The sequence below is a fragment of the Ignavibacteriota bacterium genome, assembly GCA_016716225.1.
GTDB lineage: Bacteria > Bacteroidota > Ignavibacteria > Ignavibacteriales > Melioribacteraceae.
Genome location: JADJWT010000001.1, coordinates 578475 through 601014, shown reverse-complemented (window position 1 = coordinate 601014; position 22540 = coordinate 578475). Strand labels below are relative to the sequence as shown.

Genomic DNA, 22540 nt, shown 5'->3' with positions numbered 1-22540 from the left:
ACTTTAGATTTCTTAAAAGGATATTTCATTTGTAATTTGAAATATCCTTTTATTTTTTGTTAGAAATAAAAATTTAAAAGTATATTTTCTGATACAAATAATTTCATTGGGGCATGAAATGGTAATTCTGCAAAATCACACAATTGCCGAAGTTCTTAAGGAATCAGTAAAAAAATATTCAAACAATATTGCACTTTCAAGCATAGATGGAAATGCGGTTTCGTTTCATGAACTGCAAAACAAAGTTCAGAAAATTTCTGACTTTCTTAGAGATCAAGGAATTGTAAGTGGAGACAGAGTTGCTATTTTAAGTGAGAATACTCCGAATTGGGCAATAACATATCTTGCAATTACATCAATGGGAGCAGTTGCAGTTCCCATAATGACTGAATTCCAATATGCTGATGTGCATCACATCTTAAGACATTCCGGAAGTAAGGCACTATTCATTTCAGCAAAACTATATGAAAAAGTTGAAGAATTTGATTCGGAAAGTTTATCAACATTTATTTTAATAGACGACTTCAGCATAATTCCACATAAAAAAACTTCTGATATAATTAGTGAAAAACTAAAAGAGGGCAAAAGAGAATTTGCAAAAATATTAGATGCTGCGTTAAAGTTTGTTGGTGTTAAAGATGAAAAAATAAATGAAGATGATTTAGCTGCGATTGTTTATACTTCAGGTACAACAGGACATTCAAAAGGTGTAATGTTAACACATAAAAATATTGTTTTCGATGCAGTTGCCACAACTGAATTTGTAGACATAAATGAAAAAGATAGAATGCTTTCTCAGCTTCCGCTTGCGCATACAATGGAATGTACTCTTGGATTGATTACACCAATGATGGTTGGAGCTTCAGTTTATTATTTAGAAAAACCTCCAACAGCTGCAATTCTTCTACCCGCATTGAAAAAAGTAAAACCAACAATTATGGTTTCTGTTCCGTTAATAATTGAAAAAATATATAAGATGAAAATTTTACCGGAAATTAATAAAAAAGCTGTAACAAGAAATTTGTATAAAATTCCAATGTTTAGAAAAAAAATTAATTCAATTGCCGGTAAGAAATTATTAGATACATTTGGCGGAAGTTTAAGAATGTTCTGCATCGGCGGTGCGGCATTAGCTTCCGATGTAGAAAAGTTTTTAGTCGAAGCAAAATTTCCATATGCAATGGGTTACGGCTTAACGGAAACTTCTCCGCTTGTTACGGGAACTGATAATTTTGGCGTTAGAATGGGCGCATCGGGAACTGTACTTTATGGAATGGAAATTAAAATTGTTGATCCCGATCCAACCACAAATGAAGGTGAAGTATTTATTAAAGGTCCGAATGTAATGAAAGGATATTACAAAGATCCGGAAAAAACTGCGGAAGTTTTAACGAAAGATGGTTGGTTTAAATCCGGTGATCTTGGTTATATTGATAAAGAAGGATATTTGTTTTTAAAGGGAAGATCGAAAAATGTAATAATAGGAAGTAACGGAAAAAATATTTATCCGGAAGAAATTGAATCTGTAATTAACGAAAATAATTATGTACTTGAATCTTTAGTTTATGAATCAGATAAAAAATTAATTGCAAGAATACATTTAAATTACGAAGAGCTTGATAGGGAATTTAATTTGCAGAATGTTAAAGAATCTGAAGCTAGAAAAAAAGTTGACGAATTGTTAAATGATATTTTGGTTAACGTAAACAAAAGAGTTTCAACATTTTCAAAATTAAATAAAATTATCCAGCAGCCGGAACCGTTTGAAAAAACACCGACTAAAAAAATAAAAAGATATCTATATAATTAATTATTTTCATTAGAATTCAAAGATTCAAAATATCTTCTGATTAAATCTTGGTAATCTTTTGAGTAACCTTCTTTGATTGCGTTAAGAAGTTCTTCTCGCAAAGCATCTTTTGCTTGTTGATTTGACAAAATTAATTTTTCCGGTGAATTTAAATTGAATATTTTTCCTTCTTTTGATTCTCTTCTTTCTTCATAATCCCTTTCATTTATTGAACGCTGTGCGTCTAAAAGTCGAGATAAAATTTTATCTTGTTTTTTAATCAATTCATCATCTAATTTTTGTGTATTCATTCCCGAAACAACTTCTTTCATTTCATGTAATACTGATTCCAAATTTGACGCAAGTTTTTTAGATTCACTCGATTCTTTTGCTTCTTTATTTAATTCTTGCAAAGATTTTTGAATTGCACTTTGCTGTTGAGCAAGTCTTTGAAGCTGAGCTCTTTGCTGCATTGATAATTGTCCTTGCTTCATCATTTGAGTTTGCTGATTTAATCCCATTTGTTGTTGTGCAAGTTGCTGTAATTGTTGCATTAGCGACATCATTCCGCCGCCTTGACCACCACCTTGCATCATATTTTGTAAAGAATTTTGCATAATGGATGCAGCTTCATTTAAATTTTTCATAGCTTCACTTTGCTCTTTAGATGAACCCATCCCATTTTTATTTTGTAATCCAGAAAGTGATTCATTCATATTTTTTTTTGCATCGCCGAGTGCTTTACCCATCTCAGGGCTAACGGCAAAAGTTTTTTGAGAAAGATTATCCAATTGTTTAAAAATATTATCAAGATTTTGCTGGAGCTCCATTTGGTTTTGCATAAAATTGGGATATTGTTCTTTTTGTGTATAAGAATTTTCAACTTTATTTTTTAAACTTTCTTGCTCTTTTGATAAATCAATAATATTATCAATGGCTTGCAACATTTTCTGCATTACCATTGATTGATTTTTCTGCTGCATTTGTTGCTGCATATTTTGTAAATCTTTTTTCATTGAATTCATGTTTTGAGAAAGCTGCTGTTGAAATTGCTTCGCATTTTCAAAATTTTGTTTTTGTATTTCTTCCAAAGATTTTTGTGAAATCTCTTCATTATTTTGTTCATCAAATTTTTTGTTTGCATCTTGCATTTGCTGCTGCGGAGTATTTTCAACTTCTTTCATTTTATTATTCAATTTTTGCAGTTCGTCTTTAAAAACTGAAATATTTTCATTTATATTTTTTTGTTCATTTGATAATTTATCCATTTCAGAATTTTCATTTTCCGAATTTTTATTTTCGGTTTCCTTTTGCAATTCATCCAAATTTTCTACAATATTTTGAGTTCGTTTAATTAATTCATCCAACTTTTGTTCAATCTGTATTTGCTTTAATAAATTTAGAGTTCTTTCTATACTTTTCTGAAAATCCTTTTCATGCATTGCTAAATTTTCTAAAGCATTTTGAACATTTTCTCTCATCATATCTTTCAATGAATTATTAAGATTTTCAAAAGCCTTTTTCAATTCTTCATTATTTAGTTCTTCGAACAAATCTTGCAGTTCTTCATACTTTTTCATGGTTTCTTCTGAAAGTAAATTATTTTGCGTCATTTCATTTTGCATTTCATTTAATTTACTTTTTACATCTTCAATTTTTTGTGTAACTTCTTCAAATTTATTTGCGGCTTGTTCAATCTTTTCTTTTTCATTCCAATCAATTTTATTTTCATTCTTTTTCAATTCATTACTAATTTCATTTAAATCAAGTTTTAATTCTTCGGCATCTTTTAAAGTTTTTGTCAATTCATCAATAGCATTTTCTTGAGTATTTTCAACTTCGGCAAAAAGTTCGTTTAAAGTTGGAACTCGAACTTTAAAGAAGTTACTTCGTGTTTGTTTGGGACCGGAAATATTATCATTGTCATAAACATCAATAAAAAAAGTTAGAATATTATTTTCTCGCAAACTCAGTTTGGTCAAATCCCAATTGAAGTAAAGTGATTGTTCCAGTTCAGTTTTATCAATTTGCAAATTAATTTTATTAAAAATATCATCTGAATTTTCTTGAGGAATTTCTGAAATTTTATAATTAAGTACACAATTTGAAAATCCGAAATCATCTTTAATAGCGTAATTAATATTTATCAAATTATTTTGTGGAAGTACAGAATTTTGTTCAGGTTTTGTAATTTCAATTTCGGGAAATTCATCCGGAATAATTTTTACAGAATAATAAATTGGATTTTCATTTTTATTTTGTGAAGAATCAATTATTTCAAAAAAATAATTAATATCATTTTTTACAATAAAATTTCCATTTAAATTGTTTTGTTCAATTGTTAAATTTTCTTTCAAGCTATCGTTAATAATTATTGCTGCATTTAATATTTCTTTCGAAGTTTTCAAACTGAAATTAATTTTTGATCCTTTTAAAACTTGTACATTTCCGTTATCATTTTGAATTATTTTGGGCAATCTAGAATATACCGGGGGAATAATTTCCAAAAATAAATTTGAAATTTGCGGAATTGATGAAACAAATATTTTATATAAATCTGTTTTGTAATTTTTATTTCCGGCAAAATAAGAAAAAGAATTTTTAACATTTCTAATTAATAAATAATACGTTTTGTTTGAGTCCAAATAAAGAGTTTGTGGAATAAACTCAGACTGCATTTGGTTTTTTGTAAACAATTCAATTGAGTTTGGAGCATTTCCTAAAGCACGGATTTTAATTTCAACATTTTCATTTTTTTGTATTTCAAAATTTCCGGGAAAAATTTCTAACGTAAATGAATTTGGTTTGATAAATGTTTTCTGAAAATTAATTAATCTACTTGTTGCGCTTCTAAAATTCTGATTTAAAAAAAGAAAAACCAAAAAGGTTAAAATTGGCAGGGTAATAATTTTGACAAAGTATTTTAATCCCGTGTAATCAATAACATTTGAGAAATTTAAATTTTTGACAGAATGAAAAGTATCAGCAAATGCTGCATCTTTTAGTTGAGATGAAAAATTAGCGTTTTCGTTTTTTAGTAATTGAATTGAATTTAAAAGTTTGTCCTTTACATTAGGAAATTTGGAACCAATTTCGTTTGATGCTGATTCTATTAGGGTTTGATCGGGTTTTCTAAAAACTCTAAGATATTTTATTATTTTAAAAATTATTGGAAAGAAAAAAATTGAACAAAGAAATATTCCAAAAATAGTTTTAAAAGTTGGATCGAAGAAAAAATAAATTTCTAAAAAATTTATTATCAAAAACAATAGCGTAATAATTCCAATAATTTTTAAAAACGAAATTGAAAAATCTCTTAGGAATAATAATTTTATATATTCTGAAATTTTTGAAATTAAGGAATTTATATTTGAATTTTTTGATGACATTTTCAATTTGTAAGTGCATAAATAATAATATTCGTCCCAAATTTTAATGCTTCTTCTCTTTTTTCCGGTGAATCATTATGTACATCGGGATTAGCCCAGCCATCACTTGGATTACTTTCCGCAGTATAATAAATAACCATTCGTTTTCCTAAAAACAATCCAAAACCTTTTGGTGCTTTATTATCATGTTCATGAGTTTTTGGCGGACCTTGCTCAAATTTGTAAAATGAATGATAAATTTCATGATCAAAAGGAAGTTCAACAAATTCGTTATTTGAGAAAACTTTTTTTAATTCTCTTTTAATTCCTTTATCCAAACCGTAATCATCATCAATATATAGAAATCCACCGCTACTTAAATATTCTCTTAAATTTTTTACACTTTTCTCAGTTAAAATTATATTTCCATGACCAGTTAAAAATAAAAACGGAAAACTAAAAATTTCATTTGATTCAATATCTACAAATTTGTAAACCGGATTCGTTTTAATATTTGTATTTTCCGAAACAAATTTTAGCAGATTTATTTCTGCAGAAGGATCGTTGTACCAATCACCACCACCGGAATATTTTACACGTGCAATTTCAAAATATGGAGAATTTTGCGCAATAAAATTTGTAAAAGTAAGAAAACTTAAGAAAAACAAAAATTCTTTCATTTTTAACATTTAAACATTTCTAAAAAACTTTAGTAAAATTTAACAATAATACTTCTTGCGGACACAATTTGTTTCCTATTTATTTGTGTGAGTTATATCACATTTAAGTAATATTTACACTTTTTTGTATTGCTTTAAGACAATTATTTGATAGGAATGTATCAAATAATTAGAAAAAACAAATTTTCATATAATTTTTTTCAGAAAATTAACAGAAAAAGTAAAATGAAATTTAATTATAGCTTAACTAAAGAAAACTTAAGTCGATTATTGAATATACTATTTTAAAACAAATAAATATGAAGATAGAAAAATGAAAAAGAACTATATTTTATTTGCACTCATTATAATATTATCTGCATTTATTATTAGCTGTGAAACAAAAAGTACTGATCCGGATGATAATGATGGAACAGATACAACTGATGTTGTTGTTCTTAAAGGACAAGTTGTTGCTGCTGAAACTGGCGATCCGTTAGCTGGCGCTATAATAAAAATCTCTGATGGAGCTACAGTTAAAGGTGCAACTACCGGTGCAGATGGAAAATTTACCGCAAATTATGAACTTGAATCAGATGCCGAATTAACAATTATAGCATTTAAAGCCGGATATTTTCAAGATACTACTTCAATATTTGCAATTGTAAATACTGATATAGAAGTTCCGCTTTTTCAATTACAAAGAGATGAAAGTGCTAATGTTGCCGGATATTCCGGAAAAGCAGCATCAATTTATCTTTATTCACAATCTGCTGAATTTGTTGGTGTAACTGCAAGCGGTGCACCAGAAAATATAGATATAGTTTTTGAAATTTCAGATTCAAGCGGAATAATAATTGGAGAAGATAATTCTATAGAAGTTAGTTTTAGATTTGGTTCTGCTCCAAACGGCGGAGAATATTTGTATCCATCATCAGTAATTAGTAATGCTTTAGGTAAAGCCGCTGTTTCTTTAAAAACCGGGACCAAAGCCGGTGTTGCCCAAATTATTGCAGAAGCAGTTGTTGATGGTAAACCAATTTCATCAAAACCGGTAAGTGTAACAATTCATGGTGGATTCCCGGATTTAGCACATTTTAGTATTGGTCCTGATAAATTAAACTATCCATATTTTTATAAGATAAATGAAGAAGCAAAAATTACTGTTCTAATTGGTGATAAATATTCAAATCCGGTTAGAGAAGGAACAGCAGTTTATTTTAATTCAGATGCAGCAGTTATAGCTGGTTCAGCACTTACAAACGAAATGGGTGTAGCAACAGTAAGTTTACTTTCCGGTTATCCAAAGCCAAATGATCCGGTTTATGGACCCGGATTTTTCTTTGTATATGCAAAAACTGTTAATGAAAATGAAGAAGAAATTTCTACACGAACAAGGATATTATTTTCCGGTATTCCAATTGTAACTTTAACTCCTTTAAATATTGATACGTTAGGAAATATTTCCGAAGTTGGAACAATAGATATTGCAAATGGAGGAATTCAATCATTTATGTATACAGTAACAGATGATATGGGACATCCACTTGCATCCGGAAATAATTACTCGGTTGAGGTCGCTACAGAAGGTGATGCAGAAGCTGCCGGTGATATTAATGTTTCCATGCCGGATACTCAAGAAGGAAATACTTCATTTTTCTTTGTAGTTCAAGATACAAAACCAGATGAATTAACACCCTCTGCAATAACAGTTATTGTTAATGTAAACGGTCCTAATGGAAGAGGAAGCGCATCTGCTCATGGAATTACTCGCTAATTAAATTATTCAATAATTAGTATAAAAAGTCCAGTAACAACTGGACTTTTATATTTTTAAACTTATCAATATTGAATAAGCATATTCATTTCCTTATTTTAGCAAACTTAATTTGATTAAAACTAGGGAAATAAATGGATTTTAAACTTCGCACACATACTTGTAATGATTTAAGAGAAAATAATATTGGAGATTCTGTTGTTTTAAACGGCTGGGTTGATAATCGCCGTGATTTAGGCGGGGTAATTTTTATAGATTTAAGAGATAGATATGGAATTACGCAAATTGTTTTTGAACCAACTTATAATAAAGATTCACATGAATTAGGCAAAGTTTTAAGAAGCGAATATGTAATTTCAATTGAAGGAAAAGTTAGAAAAAGACCAGCCGGAACGGAAAACTCGAATTTAGCTTCCGGAAATGTTGATGTAATGGTTGATAAATTAAAAATTTTAAACGAAGCAAAAACTCCACCATTTCCAATAAAAGATAATATTGATGTTTCCGAAGAATTAAGATTAAAGTATAGATATCTCGATTTAAGAAGAGCAAGAATGCAAAACAATCTTTTTATTCGACATAAATTCTATCAAATTGTAAGAAGATATTTTGATGAACAGAATTTTATTGAAGTTGAAACTCCGGTTTTGATGAAAAGTACTCCGGAAGGTGCTCGTGATTTTTTAGTCCCAAGCAGACTTCATAAAGGAAGTTTTTACGCTCTTCCACAATCTCCGCAAACGTATAAACAATTATTAATGGTTTCGGGATATGATAGATATTTTCAAATTGTAAAATGTTTTAGAGATGAAGATTTACGTGCAGATCGTCAGCCGGAATTTACTCAAATAGACGTTGAAATGTCTTTCATCAATGAAGAAACTATTTATCAAGTTGTTGAAGGATTAATGTCAAAATTGTATAAAGAAATTAAAGGAAAAGAACTTCCGCTTCCGCTTAAAAGATTAACCTATGAAGAAGCTCTAGAAAAATATGGAAGTGATAAACCAGATACTAGATTTGGAATGGAAATGATTACTTTAAATAAGGTTTTTACATCAACGGAATTTAAAGTCTTTAAAGATACATTGGATAATGGCGGAATAATTACTTCATTATTGGCAAAAGGATGCGGTGATTACACACGAAATCAATTGGATGTTTTAACTGAATTTGTAAAAAAATTAGGTGCCGGCGGTTTAATTTGGATGAGAGTAAAAGAAGAAGGTTTGGAAGCGCCAATTTCTAAATTTTTAACAGATACTGAGAAAAATAATATAATTTCAAATTTAAATGCAAAGGTTGGTGATTTAGTTTTAATTCTTTCCGGAACAAAACATAAAGCACTTCCCATTATGGGCAATTTGCGTTTAGAGATGGCAAAAAGATTGAATTTAAATCAAAATCAAAAAGAAGATGAATTAATATGGGTTACAAAATTTCCACTTTTCGAGTGGGATGATGAAACTCAAAGATTATATGCAATGCATCATCCATTTACTTCACCTCAATTAGAAGATGTTGAATATCTAGAAAGTAATCCACTAAAAGTTCATGCAAGAGCCTATGATTTAGTTATGAACGGAAATGAAATTGCTGGTGGAAGTATTAGAATTTATAACTCAGAATTACAAGCAAGAATGTTTAAAGCATTGGGAATTTCGGATGAAGAAGCGAAAGAGAAATTCGGATTTTTGATGAATGCATTTCAATACGGAGCGCCACCACATGGTGGGATAGCGTTTGGTTTAGATAGAATGGTAATGCTTTTTACCGAAGAAAATTCAATAAGAGATTTAATTGCATTTCCAAAAACAACAAGCGGTTTATCATTAATGGATGAAGCCCCCTCAAAAGTAAATGATGAACAACTAAGAGATTTACACATTAGGCTTAGAAAATAAATTTATTTATTTTATTTAAATGTGTTAATTTCATCAAGTTTACAAATATTATTTGATAAAGATCAAATTGAGAATATTTGATTTGAATTATATGATGAAATTGGTTACAATAACTCAATTTTTATCGATAATATTTGGCAAGAAACTTGATGATGTTCTATATGAAAATTTTATATAAATATTTTCTAGGGGGAAAATAGTGGGTCAACAACAACTTCTTTTAATACTACTTGGTATATTGGTAATTGGTGTAGCAATATTTGTAGGTGTAGAATTGTTTACATCAAATGCCATTGAACAAAAACGAAACGAAATTATTAATGAATGTACAATTCTTGCAAGTGAAGCCCAACTTTACTATAGAAAACCAAAAGTCTATGGAGGTGGTGGTAAATCTTTTGTGGGTTGGAAAATACCAAGAGAATATAACAAAACTGAAGCCGGATTTTTTGTTCAAGCAAGTGTTCAACCTGAAGAGGTAATAATTACCGGTACGGGAAATGAACTTGTAACTGCAACTGATTCTGTACAAATTCAAATGGTTGTTACAAGAGATGCCTTTCAAACAATAATTATTCACTAAATAAATGTTATTCTTACAGGTAATATTTACCTGTACCTTACAATCTTACTGTCCCAATTTGATATTATTGCTAATATTAACCAAAAATGACTCAATAATACACACATAATTGTGATCCAAATCACTTTTTTGTTGAAATTTTAACGGTTTTGCACTTGGCATAATAATTTCTAATCATTAACCAACATTCAAAATAAAACCATTAACAAACAAAAGGAGTTAAAAAAATGGGTCAACAGCAGTTATTATTAATCGTTCTAGGTGTTATCATCGTAGGTATTGCAGTAGTTGTAGGAATAAACGTTTTTACAGCTAGCAGCATGAACGCAAATAGAGATGCAGTAATTGCAGATCTAACAACATTAGCAGCAATGGCACAACAATTTTACAGAAAACCAGTTGCAATGGGCGGTGGCGGAAACACCTTTAATGGTGGTGATGGTTGGGAAATTCCTCCAACACTTAAAGTTACAGCAAATGGTTCATATACTGAAACAGTTGGAGCTCAATCTGTAACTTTAGTTGGTGTGGGTACCGAAATAGGTAACAATGAATCGGATTCTGTTCAAGTTACTATGATAATTGATAGAAATTCAATTACATCAACAACAATTGATAACTAAACTTTTTATAACAATTTTCGATTTTAGTATTGTTATTTGTAGTTCTTTTTTGAGGCTAATAGGACAAATGAGAAGTTTTATTAGCCTTCTTTATTAAAAATAATTAAAAAGAAATTATATGATAGAATTACGTTTTAATGCAGTAAAAGCAAATGGTCAAGCAATTTCAGGAACGATAAGTGCCGCAACATTTAACGCGGGCAAAAAGAAAATTCAAGAACTTGCTGAAAAACATGGATTAAAAACTAAATCAATTGAGAAAAAATCCACTTTTATTTTTAAAGTAAGAAAAGGAAGTGAAAAACCTTTTACCGGTGAACAAAAAGCATTTAATAAAGATGAAGTAACTCAAGCTTTGTCAAAACTTGGATATCAAGTAATTTCTGTAAATAAAAAACTTTTTGAAATGAATATGAAACCTCCGGCACAGGAGATTGTTTCATTTGTAAAAATTAGTGCAGAGTTATTAGATCAAAAATTGCCATACAGCGAAATTATGACTTTGCTACAAAATGATCTTGAAAATAAAACCTTAAGAGAAACTTTGAAGCAAATAAACAATGAGCTTAAAAAAGGTGCTGATAGTGAAGCCGTTTACTTAAAGTATGAAGGAGTTTTTGGGAAATTTACTGCCTATATGCTTGGGTTAGCATCAAAAAGTGGTAACATGACAGAGATTTATCGTGCTACTGCAAAATTTCTTGAACGTCAACAAGAATTTAAGAAAAACTTACGAAGCGCACTTATAACACCAATGATTACTTTATTTATTCTTTTTATTGCTGTGCTATTTTACGTTGGCTATATTTTTCCGGAAACAGCAAAATTGTTTTTAAAGTTTGATATTCCACTTCCTCCAATGACAGCAGCTACTTTAGATTTTAGCGATTTCATTTTATCAAATCCAATTTTACTAACAATAATAATTTTAGGTCCGCCAATAGCACTTTGGAGATTTTCAAAAACAGAAAAGGGAAAATTCTTTTTAGATAAATATATGCTGAAAATTCCAATAATGGGCTCTTTAATTCATAAAACAAATATTGAAGTATTTTGCCGTGTATTTTACACTTTATATACTGGTTCTGCAGATAGTATAGAACCAATTAGAATTGCAGCGGAAGCTACTGGAAATAGATACTTCGAAAGTCAAATTAAAAATGTCTCGATTCCACTGATGGTAAGTAAAGGTATCGGACTTACGGACGCATTAGAAGCGAGCGGCATTTTTACTCCAACTGCAATATCAAGATTTCACTCCGGGGAAGAAACCGGAACAATTAAAAATACTGCAAAGCAGTTAGCTAATTATTATGAAAGCGAAACAGTGTTTAGGTTAAAAAATGTAATTGAAATGATTCAAGTATTTATAGCAATGATAATAATGATTGTTATGATAGGCTTAACTTTAGTTTCGGCAGAAACGGCAACAATTAGTCCTAAACCACCAACAATGTAATTAATTGAAAGTTGATGAGCTGAGATGGTTGAAGAAAAATTAGAAATGACGGATAAAATTGGTTACCTTTTACTAAAGAAAGGGATAATCGATTTAGATATTCTTGAAAAAGCTCTTCAGATAAAAGATAAAGAATATGGAAATGCTAAGAGAAATTTAGGACAAATCTTAGTTCAAGAATTTGGATTTGATCATGATGTAGTTTTTAGAGAAATTGCAATCCTTTATGCGTTCAAAGAAATAATATTTAATCCTCTTGAATATACCGAAACGCACATAACGGAAATGCAGAAAATATTAGAAGATGCTGGTGAGGAAGTTAAAACTCAACTACTTGAACACAAAGTTCTACCTTATAAATTTGATGATAGAATAAGAGACAAACTCATTCTTGCAGCAATAGATCCAACAGATAGATCTCTCACAAAAATTGCATATAATCTTAAAGCAAAAAAATATGAACTTAATTTCATAAAGAAAAAAGATTATGAAAAACTCTCTGATTTATTAGTCCCTCGCGAAAATGAATTTCTTCAGATGATCGAATCTTCTGACGAAGTTATGCATGTAGATGTTGATGAAAGTTCAGTTTCTGAAGAACAGCTTGATTCCGAAATTAACAAAAGTGCGTTAGTAAACTTAGTTGAAGCTGCTTTGGTTGAAGGAGTTAGAAGAGGAGTAAGTGATATTCATATTTTTCCTAAAAGTGGAAAAAAAACAGAAATACATTTTAGAACCGACGGAAAATTACAGCTTTGGTATACGCAAGATAATACATTACCAGAAGCCGTAATGGCAGTTGTAAAAGACCGTGCTAAAGGTTTGGATAGATTTGAAAGAGAACGTGCACAAGACGGATTTATTCAAAGACAAATAGATAATGTAGTTATTCGTTATAGAGTTTCAGTTTTACCAATGGTTGGAACTGAATTAAAAAGTAAATTTGAAAGTATTGTAATAAGAATTTTAGATGACAGAAATGTTATCAAAGATTTGAGCAAACTTGGATTAGTAAATTATGCCAAGAAGGCATTTGAAAAAGCAATTAAACAACCGCAAGGAATGGTAATTTTAACTGGTCCTACGGGAAGTGGTAAAAGTACAACACTAATTGCAGCTTTATATCAAGTAATAAATCCTACAGTAAATGTTCTAACAGTTGAAGATCCGGTGGAATATGTTATTGAAGGAGCACGCCAATTAAAAATTGGTCACAAAATGAATTTTGAGCAAGCTATTAGGGCAATACTTCGTCATGACCCGGATATTGTTCTAGTTGGTGAAATGAGAGATAAAGAAACTGCGGAAACCGCAATCAAACTTGCGAATACTGGTCACTTAACTTTTTCAACTTTGCATACAAACGATGCACCAAGCGCCGTAGCGAGATTATTTAAAATGGGTGTTGAACCTTTCTTAATTGCTTATGCAATTAATATAATCGTAGCTCAGAGATTAATTAGAAGATTATGTGAAAACTGCAAAAGAAAAGTATCAGAACTTGATGAAGCTGAATTAGAATCGCATGGATTAAAAATTGAAGAATGGAAGAATTATGATGTGTATGAAGCTGTAGGTTGTGAAAAGTGCAATAAATCTGGTTACAAAGGAAGGTTAGCAATCCATGAAGCACTTTATTTTACAAAAGAAATTAGAGAAATAATTGTTAGATCCGGTAATGAAGTTGATGAAGAAGCAATTAGAGTTCAAGCAAAAAAAGACGGTACTTTTAACTTAAGAGAAAATGGTTTTGAAAAAGTAAAGTTAGGACTAACATCAATAAAAGAAGTAATAGCAGCAACAATGGAAGAATAAGTTAATAATCAAGAAATGAAATGATAAATCACGCATTAGAAATATTATCGAAATTCGCTAAATCAATTCCGGATGCTTACATTGGACTTGATAGAACCAATTATATTATTGAGAAATCTCAAGAATTAAGTATTAAGGATAAAGATCTACTAATCAAACTTATCAATCACATCTTAACAGTAATGGTTGATAGAGGCGCATCAGATATTGAAATAGGTGGTCCTGGCTCAGGAAATTATATTTGGTTCAGAATACAAGGAATTAAACAGCGTATTAAAGATTTACCAAATCTTAAGATTGATGAAGCTACATTACTTATTGCTGCATTTCTAAATAAAAATCAACATCGTCATTTAATGGTTAACAGAAATCTCGATTTTAGTTATTCATTCAGATATATTAAAGAAAATGTTAACGTAAGGTTTAGAGCCGATGCATATTATGATTTAGATAGTTTAACATTGAACATGCGTTCCATCTCAAGCAAATTAAGAACAATTCAAAGTTATGAATTTCATCCATATGCTTTGCAAGCAATGAGCATAAACTATATAAAATTTGGACTTTCACTTATTACCGGAATTACAGGTTCCGGAAAATCAACAACACTTGATGCTCTAATAGACATGCATAATCAAGGAACTCCATGTCAAATTATCACAATTGCATCACCAATAGAATTTGTTCACGCATCGAATCAATGTATTATAAAACATAGAGAAGTTGGAAGAGATGTACTTTCATTTAAAGATGGAGTTACTCAAGCATTAAGACAAGACCCGGACATTATAATTATTGGTGAAATGAGAGATCCAGATACAATACTTGCTGCGCTTGAAGTTGCCGATACAGGACACAAAGTTTTTTCAACATTACACACTTCTTCAGCAATTGAATCAATTGATAGAATTATAGCTGAAGTAAATCCGGTTGAGCAAGAAAGAGTAAGAATGAGACTTGCAGACGTTTTAGTTTCTGTGGTATCTCAAAAATTAATTCCAGGTTTAGAAGGAAAGTTAGTTCTTGCAAAAGAAATACTAATAGTTACACCAAGTGTAAAAGCAGCTATCAAAAATAATAATACAAGTGAAATTTATATGATGATGAACCAAGGTGGAAATCTTGGAATGATTACAATGGAACAAGATTTAATGCGATTATATCAGCAAAGAAAAATTTCTAAAGAAAATATGATAGCATTTGCAAATAACAAAACAAGAATGCAACAATTATTTAAAGCGGTATAAATTATGAAACCAATTGTATGTGTCTCTTCAGAGGGAAATGATACCAAGATTGTAGTTCTTTCTAAGGAAAAAGACAAAATAAAAGTTAAAAAAACTTTTTCCATGATTATGTCCGGTGGTCATGATTTTAAAGATCCACTTGGAAACAATAATGAACTTCAGATAATTAAAAGTGGTGATTCAGATATTTCCTTTGATAGCTTGAATGAAAGTGGTGGAAAATTAGCAGCTGTTGATAAAAATGATGTGAGCTTTGTAGCAAATTATTTTAATTCGGAAGAACTAAAAAATTCTGAATTTGTTTCAGTTGTTACAGATCCAATTGTAAACCACCATATTTTTACCGGAAATATTTCTAATAATAAGCAGAAAACAATCAATGCAATTATTGGAGATATTGCAAAACAAAAAAATATAACAGTTGCTGCAGATTCAATTGATTATATTAAAATTGATGATAACACTTTACACAGTGTATTTTTACGTGAAGATAATCCAAGTGTAAATTTTATTAATGCTTGGGCTGCTCATAACGGAAGAAGATTTTATAAAATAACTACAATTAAAAATTCAGAAACTGCACTTGCAAATTATGTAATAAAAACAAATAAATTTTTTGAAGAAGATTTTACACTTATAATAAATACTGGTCACGAATCAAGTAAACTCATTTTCTTAAAAGGAAGTAAACTTCATCACATTGGCTCTTCATTAGATATTGGTACACAAAATATTCATACGTATGATGTATATTTTTCGAAAATTCTTCTTGAAATGGAGAATGGTGGTATTCCAAGATTAGACAATGTTATTCTTTGCGGCGAAGATAAATCGGAAAATCTTGTATTATCTTTTTATGGAACATTCCCGGAAGCAAATGTAACTGAACTAAAATTTGAAAATTTAGACACATCTTCACTAAATGAAGAGCAGAATGAAAATTTAGCAGCATTCGCATTTCCTTTAGCAGCGGGAATTGAATTTTTTGAAACAAAAGGTAATAAGCAAGCCGGAATAAATTTCCTTCCGAAATATATAGTTGAGAATCAAAAAGCAATTCAATTTGGCTGGCATGCACTTTTAGTGTTCCCATTATTGTTTGCGGCAACATTCTTCTTCACATTTGAAACATTAGAGAATAACAAAAAAATTGCCGAACAAAAATTAGAAATAAATAGACTTAAAAAACTAAAAGCTCAAAACGAATTAATAATTGCTGAAATGGATCAGTTAACAACTAAAATAAGCAAATTTGATGAAACCCAATCTTTGTTAGATTCAGCTACGGCAGGAACAGAAATTTGGGGAAATATGCTTACAAATGTTTCTGATTTTATGGAACGAAGAAGAAATTTTTGGATTGCTGGACTAGAAACAAATGTAGATCAAACAGTTGCAATAAAGGGTTATACACTAAATAGAAGTGTTCTAACAGAATTTGCAGATGCAAACAATTCATCATTGTTAAATACTGTAACATATGAACCACTTCGTGAAGCAAAATCTTACGCGTACACATTAAAATTTAATATTAATAGTAACGTCGGAGCAGAAAAAAATGAACCGTAAAACATTTAGCACATTATTACTTGTTGCAATATTTGCAATTATTGCAATTACCGGCAGTGCATATACATATTACTTTCAAGGCAATGAAATTGAAGAAAATGAAAAGCAATTGAAAGATTTAAAAATCAATGCACAGAATACTGAAGAATTAGAAATGCAACTTACAGATTTGAAATTAAAAGTTGAAGAAATGGATTCAATTTTATCTTTAAGAAAATATGTTATTCCAACTAAAATTGCACAATCAAGTTTTTTTCAATTTGTTAATGATGTGAGTGCTGATTTTACGGAAAATTCTCATGTGAATGTTGAATATATCAGTTCCGGTGAGCAAGGAAGTTTTTCAACACATAATTATGTTTTGAAAGGAATTGCCGAATTCAATGATTTGTTCAAATTAGTTTATTCAATTGAACAAAGTAAAGAACTTAAAAAAATTACAAAAGGAAATTTGACGAACTTTGTTGAAGTTGATAAAGATGAAATACCACACTATTTAGTAACTTATTCTTTAGAAGCTATGGTTTATTATTCAGATAATGATATGTTTGCTTCAGCAAATTATGCTGAAAACAAATTAGAACCCAATCCTCTATATAATATTTTTTATCCTTTGATAAGAGAAGAAATTCCGCCGAACTCGGAAGGATTGCTTGATGTTCAAACTGCACAATTATTAGCATTGATACCGGATGGAGCTTATCTGGCTGACGCTTCTGGAACTACACACTTATTATGGGAAGGCGATAAAGTGTATCTTGGGTATTTAACCAAAATAGATTATACATCAAATGAAGTTAATTTTATTTTGAATAAAGGCGGAGTTATAGAAAATATTACCTTAACTCTCGAACAAAATGATCAAGAAAAAGACAAAAAAAATACGAGAAAATAAAATGAAAAAGCTAATATTATTCATAACTGCATTTTTAATTTCTTTACCAATCTTTGGTCAGAGAGAATTAGAAAAAACTCTTAGCGAATTTGTAAATCCGGATGAACTAGTTTCAATTTCTGAGTATACAAGTTTTGATAAGGCTATTGAAATTTTAAGTCAAATAAGTGAAAGAAAGACCGGTAAAAAAATAGTAAGTACTGCTGGTTTAGCTTCACCAATAGGCATTGAAATAAAAAATCTTCCTTACATGAAAGCATTAATTATTATTGTTCAATATAATAGCCTTCAATTTGAAGAAAAAGAAAGTGTAATCCTAATTTCAAAAAAAATTACTGAAGCCAAGAATTTAACGGAAGATAATTATGCTTCATTAAATTCTCGAGAAGTTAAAATATCTGCAATATTTTTTGAAGCAGATGTTAATGAGTTTAGAGAAAGAGGTATAAATTGGGAATGGTTAATGTCCAGTTCTGGAGTTGCTTTGGGAAGTAATTTAAGATCATTCACAGAAACTGTTAAAAATGAAAATAGCAGCAGTAGTAGCAGCACTGATCTTCCACCAGAATATTTAATAAATGGCTTACATGAATTTCAATCCGGTGATTGGTCCGGAACCGTTGAAGGCGTTTTTAAATTTTTCGAATCGGAAAATTTAGGTGAAGTAATTGCACGACCAAAAGTAACTGTTCGAGATAAAATGAAAGGGAAAATTCAAATTGGTTCTGATATTTCTATCAAACAAAAAGACTTTGCTGGAAATATAATTGACGTGTTTTTCTCTACAGGTACAATAATTGAAGTTACGCCATTTATCTATACTGAAGAAGACCAAGATTATATATTACTAAAAGTTAGTGCTGAAAGAAGTTCCGCTATACCCGGTGAAATTACAACTGAAATAAAGAAAACTTTAGTTGTTACTGATTTGATGATGTTACATGGTGAAGAAAAAGTTATTGGCGGATTATTCATCAATGAAGAAGTTAATGTTAGACAAGGAATTCCAATACTAAAAGATTTGCCATGGTGGGTTTTTGGAATTAGATATTTAACCGGTTATGACAAATTGACAGTAAATAAAAAAGAAGTTATAATTGTTCTCCAAGTTGAGTTAGTGCCAACATTAAAAGATAGAGTTGCACAAAAGAAAATGAATGTTATGGAAAGAGAAATTGTTGAAGATCATGAGTATCTTAAGAAATATAAAGTTAAAGCTTTTAGAAATGAAGATGATAAAAATGAAAATAAATTAAGTAACTAAAAATTGATATTGAGAAAAATTATTACCCAGTTGTGAAATTCGCAACTGGGTAAATTTTTATTAATAGCTCCTATATTCATGTAAATAAATTTTAAAATGAAAATAAATGCAAAGTTATTACTTCTAACATTTACGATTATTACTTTAGTTTCTGTCACTTCGGCATTTATTTATCATACGCTTACCAAAGAATTCCTACTCAAGCAACAGTCAAAAAACTTAATTAATTCTGCAAATAATTTCATTTTCACATTTCAACAAGTAATTGATGATATTGATACGGATTTTCAAAATAATTATTCAGAAGAGAAATTTTCTTTTACAAATTCAGAGATTGATTTCCTAATTACTGCACAAAATAAAAATGAAATTTCATCAAATAATTTCCATATTAAGCCAAACATTAAGGTTTATACTGATGTTAACTCCTTAAATCAATTTTTTGAATTAAATAGAAATGTAATTGTAAGACAAAAAAAAATAGAAAATGATTTAGTTTATTATGGTAAAGTCATAAACTCATATTTCCTAGGAAGTCTTGCTGAAAAAATTCGATCTGATATTGCGTATGTTGATAACGGGGTTGTTTCATTATTATCTAACAACTCAGATAATGAACAGTATCTTCCAAATTTGAGCAAAGCAGCTCGCGAACTTTATAATAAAAGTAATTTCGAATTATTACAAGAAGATGTGAACAATTCAGATTTATTTGTTACACATTATTCTCCCGCAGCTCAAAATGTTTTAGGAAATAAATTAGATTTTATTATTTTCTCTGCTTCTGATGAAGCTTCGACATTTAATAAAACAATGAATATTGTTACACTCATTATTGTTCTATCCGGAATATCTCTTACAATTGTTTTTCTATTTTTATTTACAACACGCTTTAGAAAACAACTTGATTATATTTCGAATAGTGTTGCACAAATTGCGAAAGGTAAGCTTGATGAAAGAGTTAAAATAATTTCAAAAGATGAAATTGGCAATTTAGGTTCTGCATTCAATAATATGTTGGAGGAAATTAAAAAAAGAGATGATGCTGAAAAAGAATACACAGAATTTATTTCTTTGATTAATAAGAAACCAACATTAAAGGAAATAAGCGAAGTTACAATTGAGAAAATAATTTTATCAACCGGAGTTGATATCGGTGGAATTTATTTACTCGAAAATAATTTACTTTCACCTTTAGCTATTTATGGAATTCCACATTTTAGTGATAAAGAAATTCATGAATCAAATTTTTATAAACGAGCAATTGATAATAAAGAAATTATAGAAATTGAGTTTGAAAATAATCACCCAGTTGTAAGAACCGGTTTAACAGAATTGAAAATTAATTATCTATATATTTTACCAATTTCTTACAATTATGAAGTTATTGCAATTTTAGAATTAGCCTCTGTAAATAAACCGCAAAATGATGTAAAGCAATATTATGAAAAGATTAAAGATCAATTATCAATTGGAATAGCAAACGGTAAGGCATTTAGCAAACTTCAAAATCTTGTTGATGAATTGCAGCAATTAAACAATGCTTATCAAAAACAAAATATAGAGATAACAGAGAAAAATAATGAACTTTTAGAATTACATAATAAATTTAAAAAAAATGCTGAGGAATTGGAAATTCAAAAAGAGAAAGCAATAGAATCAGCAAAACTTAAATCGCAATTTCTTGCAAACATGTCGCATGAGTTAAGAACTCCACAAAATTCTATTCTTGGATTAACAGAACTAATACTTAAAGACACAAACACAGATTCAAAAACCAAAGAAAGATTAAATGTAGTATTGCGCAATGGTAAAAAACTTTTAAATCTAGTTGAAAATATTTTGGAATTCTCAAAATTAGAATCCGGAAATATAATTGTTACAGAATCAGAAATTTTATTAAGTGAATTTATCAGCGAAGTGAAAAGTTTTATCTCGCCAATATTTTTGGAAAGAGAAATATCTTTTAACATTACTGTTCCAAATGACTATGATTATTTGCTGAAATCAGATATTAAAAAAATTGAACAGATAATTTATAATCTTGTAGGAAATGCTGCTAAATTTACTAAAGAAGGATTTGTAAATCTTAAAATTAAAATCGTAGATAAAGAATTAATAATTGAAGTTGAAGATAGCGGTCCGGGAATTTCTTATGAAGATAGAAAAATTATTTTTGAGGAATTTCGACAAGCTGATGCAAGCTTAAATAGAAAATATAGCGGTACTGGTTTGGGACTGGCAATCTGCAAAAAATATACAAATATTTTACATGGTGAAATTGACGTAATTTCGGAATTGGCAAAAGGTTCAACATTTACAGTAAGTTTACCAAATGTTGTGAAAGATATATTTGCAACCCAACTTGATATTAGAGAAATACAAAATAAAAAAATATTTAAAGCAGTTATAATTTCAGACGGCGAAGATTCAATCAAATTAATTGGTGATTACTTAAAATCCAACAATGTAATTGTTGAAATTCCCAATGTTGATGAATTCAATATAATCTCAATTGAAGAAAGTTTACCAAACGTAATAATTCTCGATGTTTTACTTAAAAACAGAAATGGCTGGCAGATTCTTCAAAAGTTGAAAGAGAATAAGTTTACGTCAAAAATTCCGATTGTAATTATAAATATGGATCAAGAAGCGAATTGCGGAATTGGATTTAATATTTATGAGTTTTGCAATAATGATTTTACTCGATTGAATATAATCAATATAATTGAAAATATTGAAAACAAACAAAGTATAAAATTTAGAAAAATTTTATTCGTTACAGATGAAATCAAATTTAATATACTTGAGGACGAACTAATTTCCGACGAATTAAAAATATTTCACAGTAATGATCATCATTCAATTTGCGATCAAATAAAAAAGTTTGAACCGGATTTAATTATGATCGATTTATTAAACAAAAAATTCGATTCATTTCTATTACTAAATGAAATTCAAGAAGATATCTATTCCAAAAATATTCCAGTAATTTCTTTTATTCAAAATTTAAATAACGAAAAAGAAATTCAAGAAATTAATAATAAACTTTTTGAAACAACTCTTATTGCACAGCATCATCCGTTAGATGTTTTAAAAATTATAAAAGACAGAATTGAATTGATTGATTCAACAGTTTTTCAATCAAATAAAAATGAAAAAATAGAATCAAAGTTAATCAGTGAAAATAATTCACATAAAAATTATAATGGATCATATAGCATTTTAATTGTTGATGATGATAAAGATGCAAGATTTACAATAGGTGAAATTGTGAAATCATTAGGATATAATCCAATATTTGCAACAGATGGATTTGAATGTTTAGAAATATTAAATAATGAAAAACCTGATATAGTTTTGCTGGATATTATGATGCCCAAAATGGACGGCTTTCAAACAATAAAAAAAATAAGAAATAATTCGATAACAAAATCACTAAAAGTATTTGCTTTAACAGCATATGCAATGTTAACAGATAGAGAAATAATTGAGAAAAACGGTTTCAACGGATTGTTTACAAAACCAATAAATACGGGACAATTAGAAAAAAGATTGAAAAATATTTTCAAATTAATTGCATGACAA

The 22540-nt window shown here is 29.2% G+C and carries 14 protein-coding genes; 12 read left to right on the top strand and 2 right to left on the bottom strand.

Going from position 1 to position 22540, the window contains the following annotated elements; genetic code table 11:
- Window positions 1–118 precede the first annotated feature (118 nt).
- Window positions 119–1810: an AMP-binding protein gene (locus IPM32_02565; protein ID MBK8944130.1), complete on the top strand. Its 1692-nt coding sequence runs from the start codon at window positions 119–121 to the stop codon at window positions 1808–1810.
- On the opposite strand, the gene IPM32_02560 is transcribed toward IPM32_02565, so the two are convergent.
- Both IPM32_02560 and IPM32_02555 read right to left on the bottom strand, forming a co-directional pair.
- Window positions 1807–5178 carry a hypothetical protein gene (locus tag IPM32_02560; protein ID MBK8944129.1) on the bottom strand — a complete coding sequence of 1124 codons (3372 nt, stop codon included), beginning with the start codon at window positions 5176–5178 and terminating at the stop codon, window positions 1807–1809. The genes IPM32_02565 and IPM32_02560 overlap by 4 nt on opposite strands.
- Window positions 5179–5180: 2 nt before the next feature.
- On the bottom strand, window positions 5181–5837 hold the full coding sequence (locus tag IPM32_02555) for a DUF4159 domain-containing protein (GenBank protein MBK8944128.1): 657 nt from the start codon (window positions 5835–5837) through the stop codon (window positions 5181–5183).
- 313 nt (window positions 5838–6150) lie between these two features.
- Here IPM32_02555 and IPM32_02550 point away from each other — a divergent pair, with 313 nt between their 5' ends.
- From IPM32_02550 to IPM32_02500, 11 genes are all read left to right on the top strand, one after another.
- Window positions 6151–7593 (top strand): hypothetical protein, encoded by a 1443-nt coding sequence (locus IPM32_02550; GenBank protein ID MBK8944127.1) that lies wholly within the window; start codon window positions 6151–6153, stop codon window positions 7591–7593.
- 134 nt (window positions 7594–7727) lie between these two features.
- Window positions 7728–9497: an aspartate--tRNA ligase gene (gene aspS / locus IPM32_02545; protein MBK8944126.1), complete on the top strand. Its 1770-nt coding sequence runs from the start codon at window positions 7728–7730 to the stop codon at window positions 9495–9497.
- A 199-nt stretch (window positions 9498–9696) separates the two neighbouring features.
- Window positions 9697–10080: a hypothetical protein gene (locus IPM32_02540; protein ID MBK8944125.1), complete on the top strand. Its 384-nt coding sequence runs from the start codon at window positions 9697–9699 to the stop codon at window positions 10078–10080.
- A 227-nt stretch (window positions 10081–10307) separates the two neighbouring features.
- On the top strand, window positions 10308–10703 hold the full coding sequence (locus IPM32_02535) for a hypothetical protein (protein MBK8944124.1): 396 nt from the start codon (window positions 10308–10310) through the stop codon (window positions 10701–10703).
- A 118-nt stretch (window positions 10704–10821) separates the two neighbouring features.
- Window positions 10822–12162, top strand: coding sequence for a type II secretion system F family protein (locus IPM32_02530; protein ID MBK8944123.1), 1341 nt, complete (start codon window positions 10822–10824; stop codon window positions 12160–12162).
- 24 nt (window positions 12163–12186) lie between these two features.
- A complete protein-coding gene (locus tag IPM32_02525) occupies window positions 12187–13977 on the top strand; it encodes a type II/IV secretion system protein (GenBank protein MBK8944122.1) in 1791 nt (596 codons plus the stop codon).
- 20 nt (window positions 13978–13997) lie between these two features.
- Entirely contained in the window at window positions 13998–15224 is a 1227-nt protein-coding gene (tadA, locus tag IPM32_02520; GenBank protein ID MBK8944121.1) for a Flp pilus assembly complex ATPase component TadA, read from the top strand.
- A 3-nt stretch (window positions 15225–15227) separates the two neighbouring features.
- Entirely contained in the window at window positions 15228–16793 is a 1566-nt protein-coding gene (locus tag IPM32_02515) for a hypothetical protein (GenBank protein ID MBK8944120.1), read from the top strand.
- The gene (locus IPM32_02510; GenBank protein ID MBK8944119.1) at window positions 16783–17688 is read left to right on the top strand and encodes a hypothetical protein; all 906 of its coding nucleotides are present in this window, start codon (window positions 16783–16785) and stop codon (window positions 17686–17688) included. The genes IPM32_02515 and IPM32_02510 overlap by 11 nt, the downstream gene beginning before the upstream one ends.
- A gap of 1 nt (window position 17689) precedes the next feature.
- Window positions 17690–18952, top strand: coding sequence for a hypothetical protein (locus tag IPM32_02505; GenBank protein MBK8944118.1), 1263 nt, complete (start codon window positions 17690–17692; stop codon window positions 18950–18952).
- A 96-nt stretch (window positions 18953–19048) separates the two neighbouring features.
- Window positions 19049–22537 (top strand): response regulator, encoded by a 3489-nt coding sequence (locus IPM32_02500; protein ID MBK8944117.1) that lies wholly within the window; start codon window positions 19049–19051, stop codon window positions 22535–22537.
- Window positions 22538–22540 lie beyond the last annotated feature (3 nt).

Excerpts from the sequence above, each read along its gene's own strand:
- IPM32_02560 (MBK8944129.1), bottom strand. The coding sequence starts at position 5,178 with ATGTCATCAAAAAATTCAAATATAAATTCCTTAATTTCAAAAATTTCA.
- tadA (MBK8944121.1), top strand. The coding sequence starts at position 13,998 with ATGATAAATCACGCATTAGAAATATTATCGAAATTCGCTAAATCAATT.
- IPM32_02550 (MBK8944127.1), top strand. The coding sequence starts at position 6,151 with ATGAAAAAGAACTATATTTTATTTGCACTCATTATAATATTATCTGCA.
- IPM32_02515 (MBK8944120.1), top strand. The coding sequence starts at position 15,228 with ATGAAACCAATTGTATGTGTCTCTTCAGAGGGAAATGATACCAAGATT.
- IPM32_02505 (MBK8944118.1), top strand. The coding sequence starts at position 17,690 with ATGAAAAAGCTAATATTATTCATAACTGCATTTTTAATTTCTTTACCA.
- IPM32_02535 (MBK8944124.1), top strand. The coding sequence starts at position 10,308 with ATGGGTCAACAGCAGTTATTATTAATCGTTCTAGGTGTTATCATCGTA.
- IPM32_02500 (MBK8944117.1), top strand. The coding sequence starts at position 19,049 with ATGAAAATAAATGCAAAGTTATTACTTCTAACATTTACGATTATTACT.
- IPM32_02555 (MBK8944128.1), bottom strand. The coding sequence starts at position 5,837 with ATGAAAGAATTTTTGTTTTTCTTAAGTTTTCTTACTTTTACAAATTTT.
- IPM32_02510 (MBK8944119.1), top strand. The coding sequence starts at position 16,783 with ATGAACCGTAAAACATTTAGCACATTATTACTTGTTGCAATATTTGCA.
- IPM32_02565 (MBK8944130.1), top strand. The coding sequence starts at position 119 with ATGGTAATTCTGCAAAATCACACAATTGCCGAAGTTCTTAAGGAATCA.
- IPM32_02530 (MBK8944123.1), top strand. The coding sequence starts at position 10,822 with ATGATAGAATTACGTTTTAATGCAGTAAAAGCAAATGGTCAAGCAATT.
- IPM32_02525 (MBK8944122.1), top strand. The coding sequence starts at position 12,187 with ATGGTTGAAGAAAAATTAGAAATGACGGATAAAATTGGTTACCTTTTA.
- aspS (MBK8944126.1), top strand. The coding sequence starts at position 7,728 with ATGGATTTTAAACTTCGCACACATACTTGTAATGATTTAAGAGAAAAT.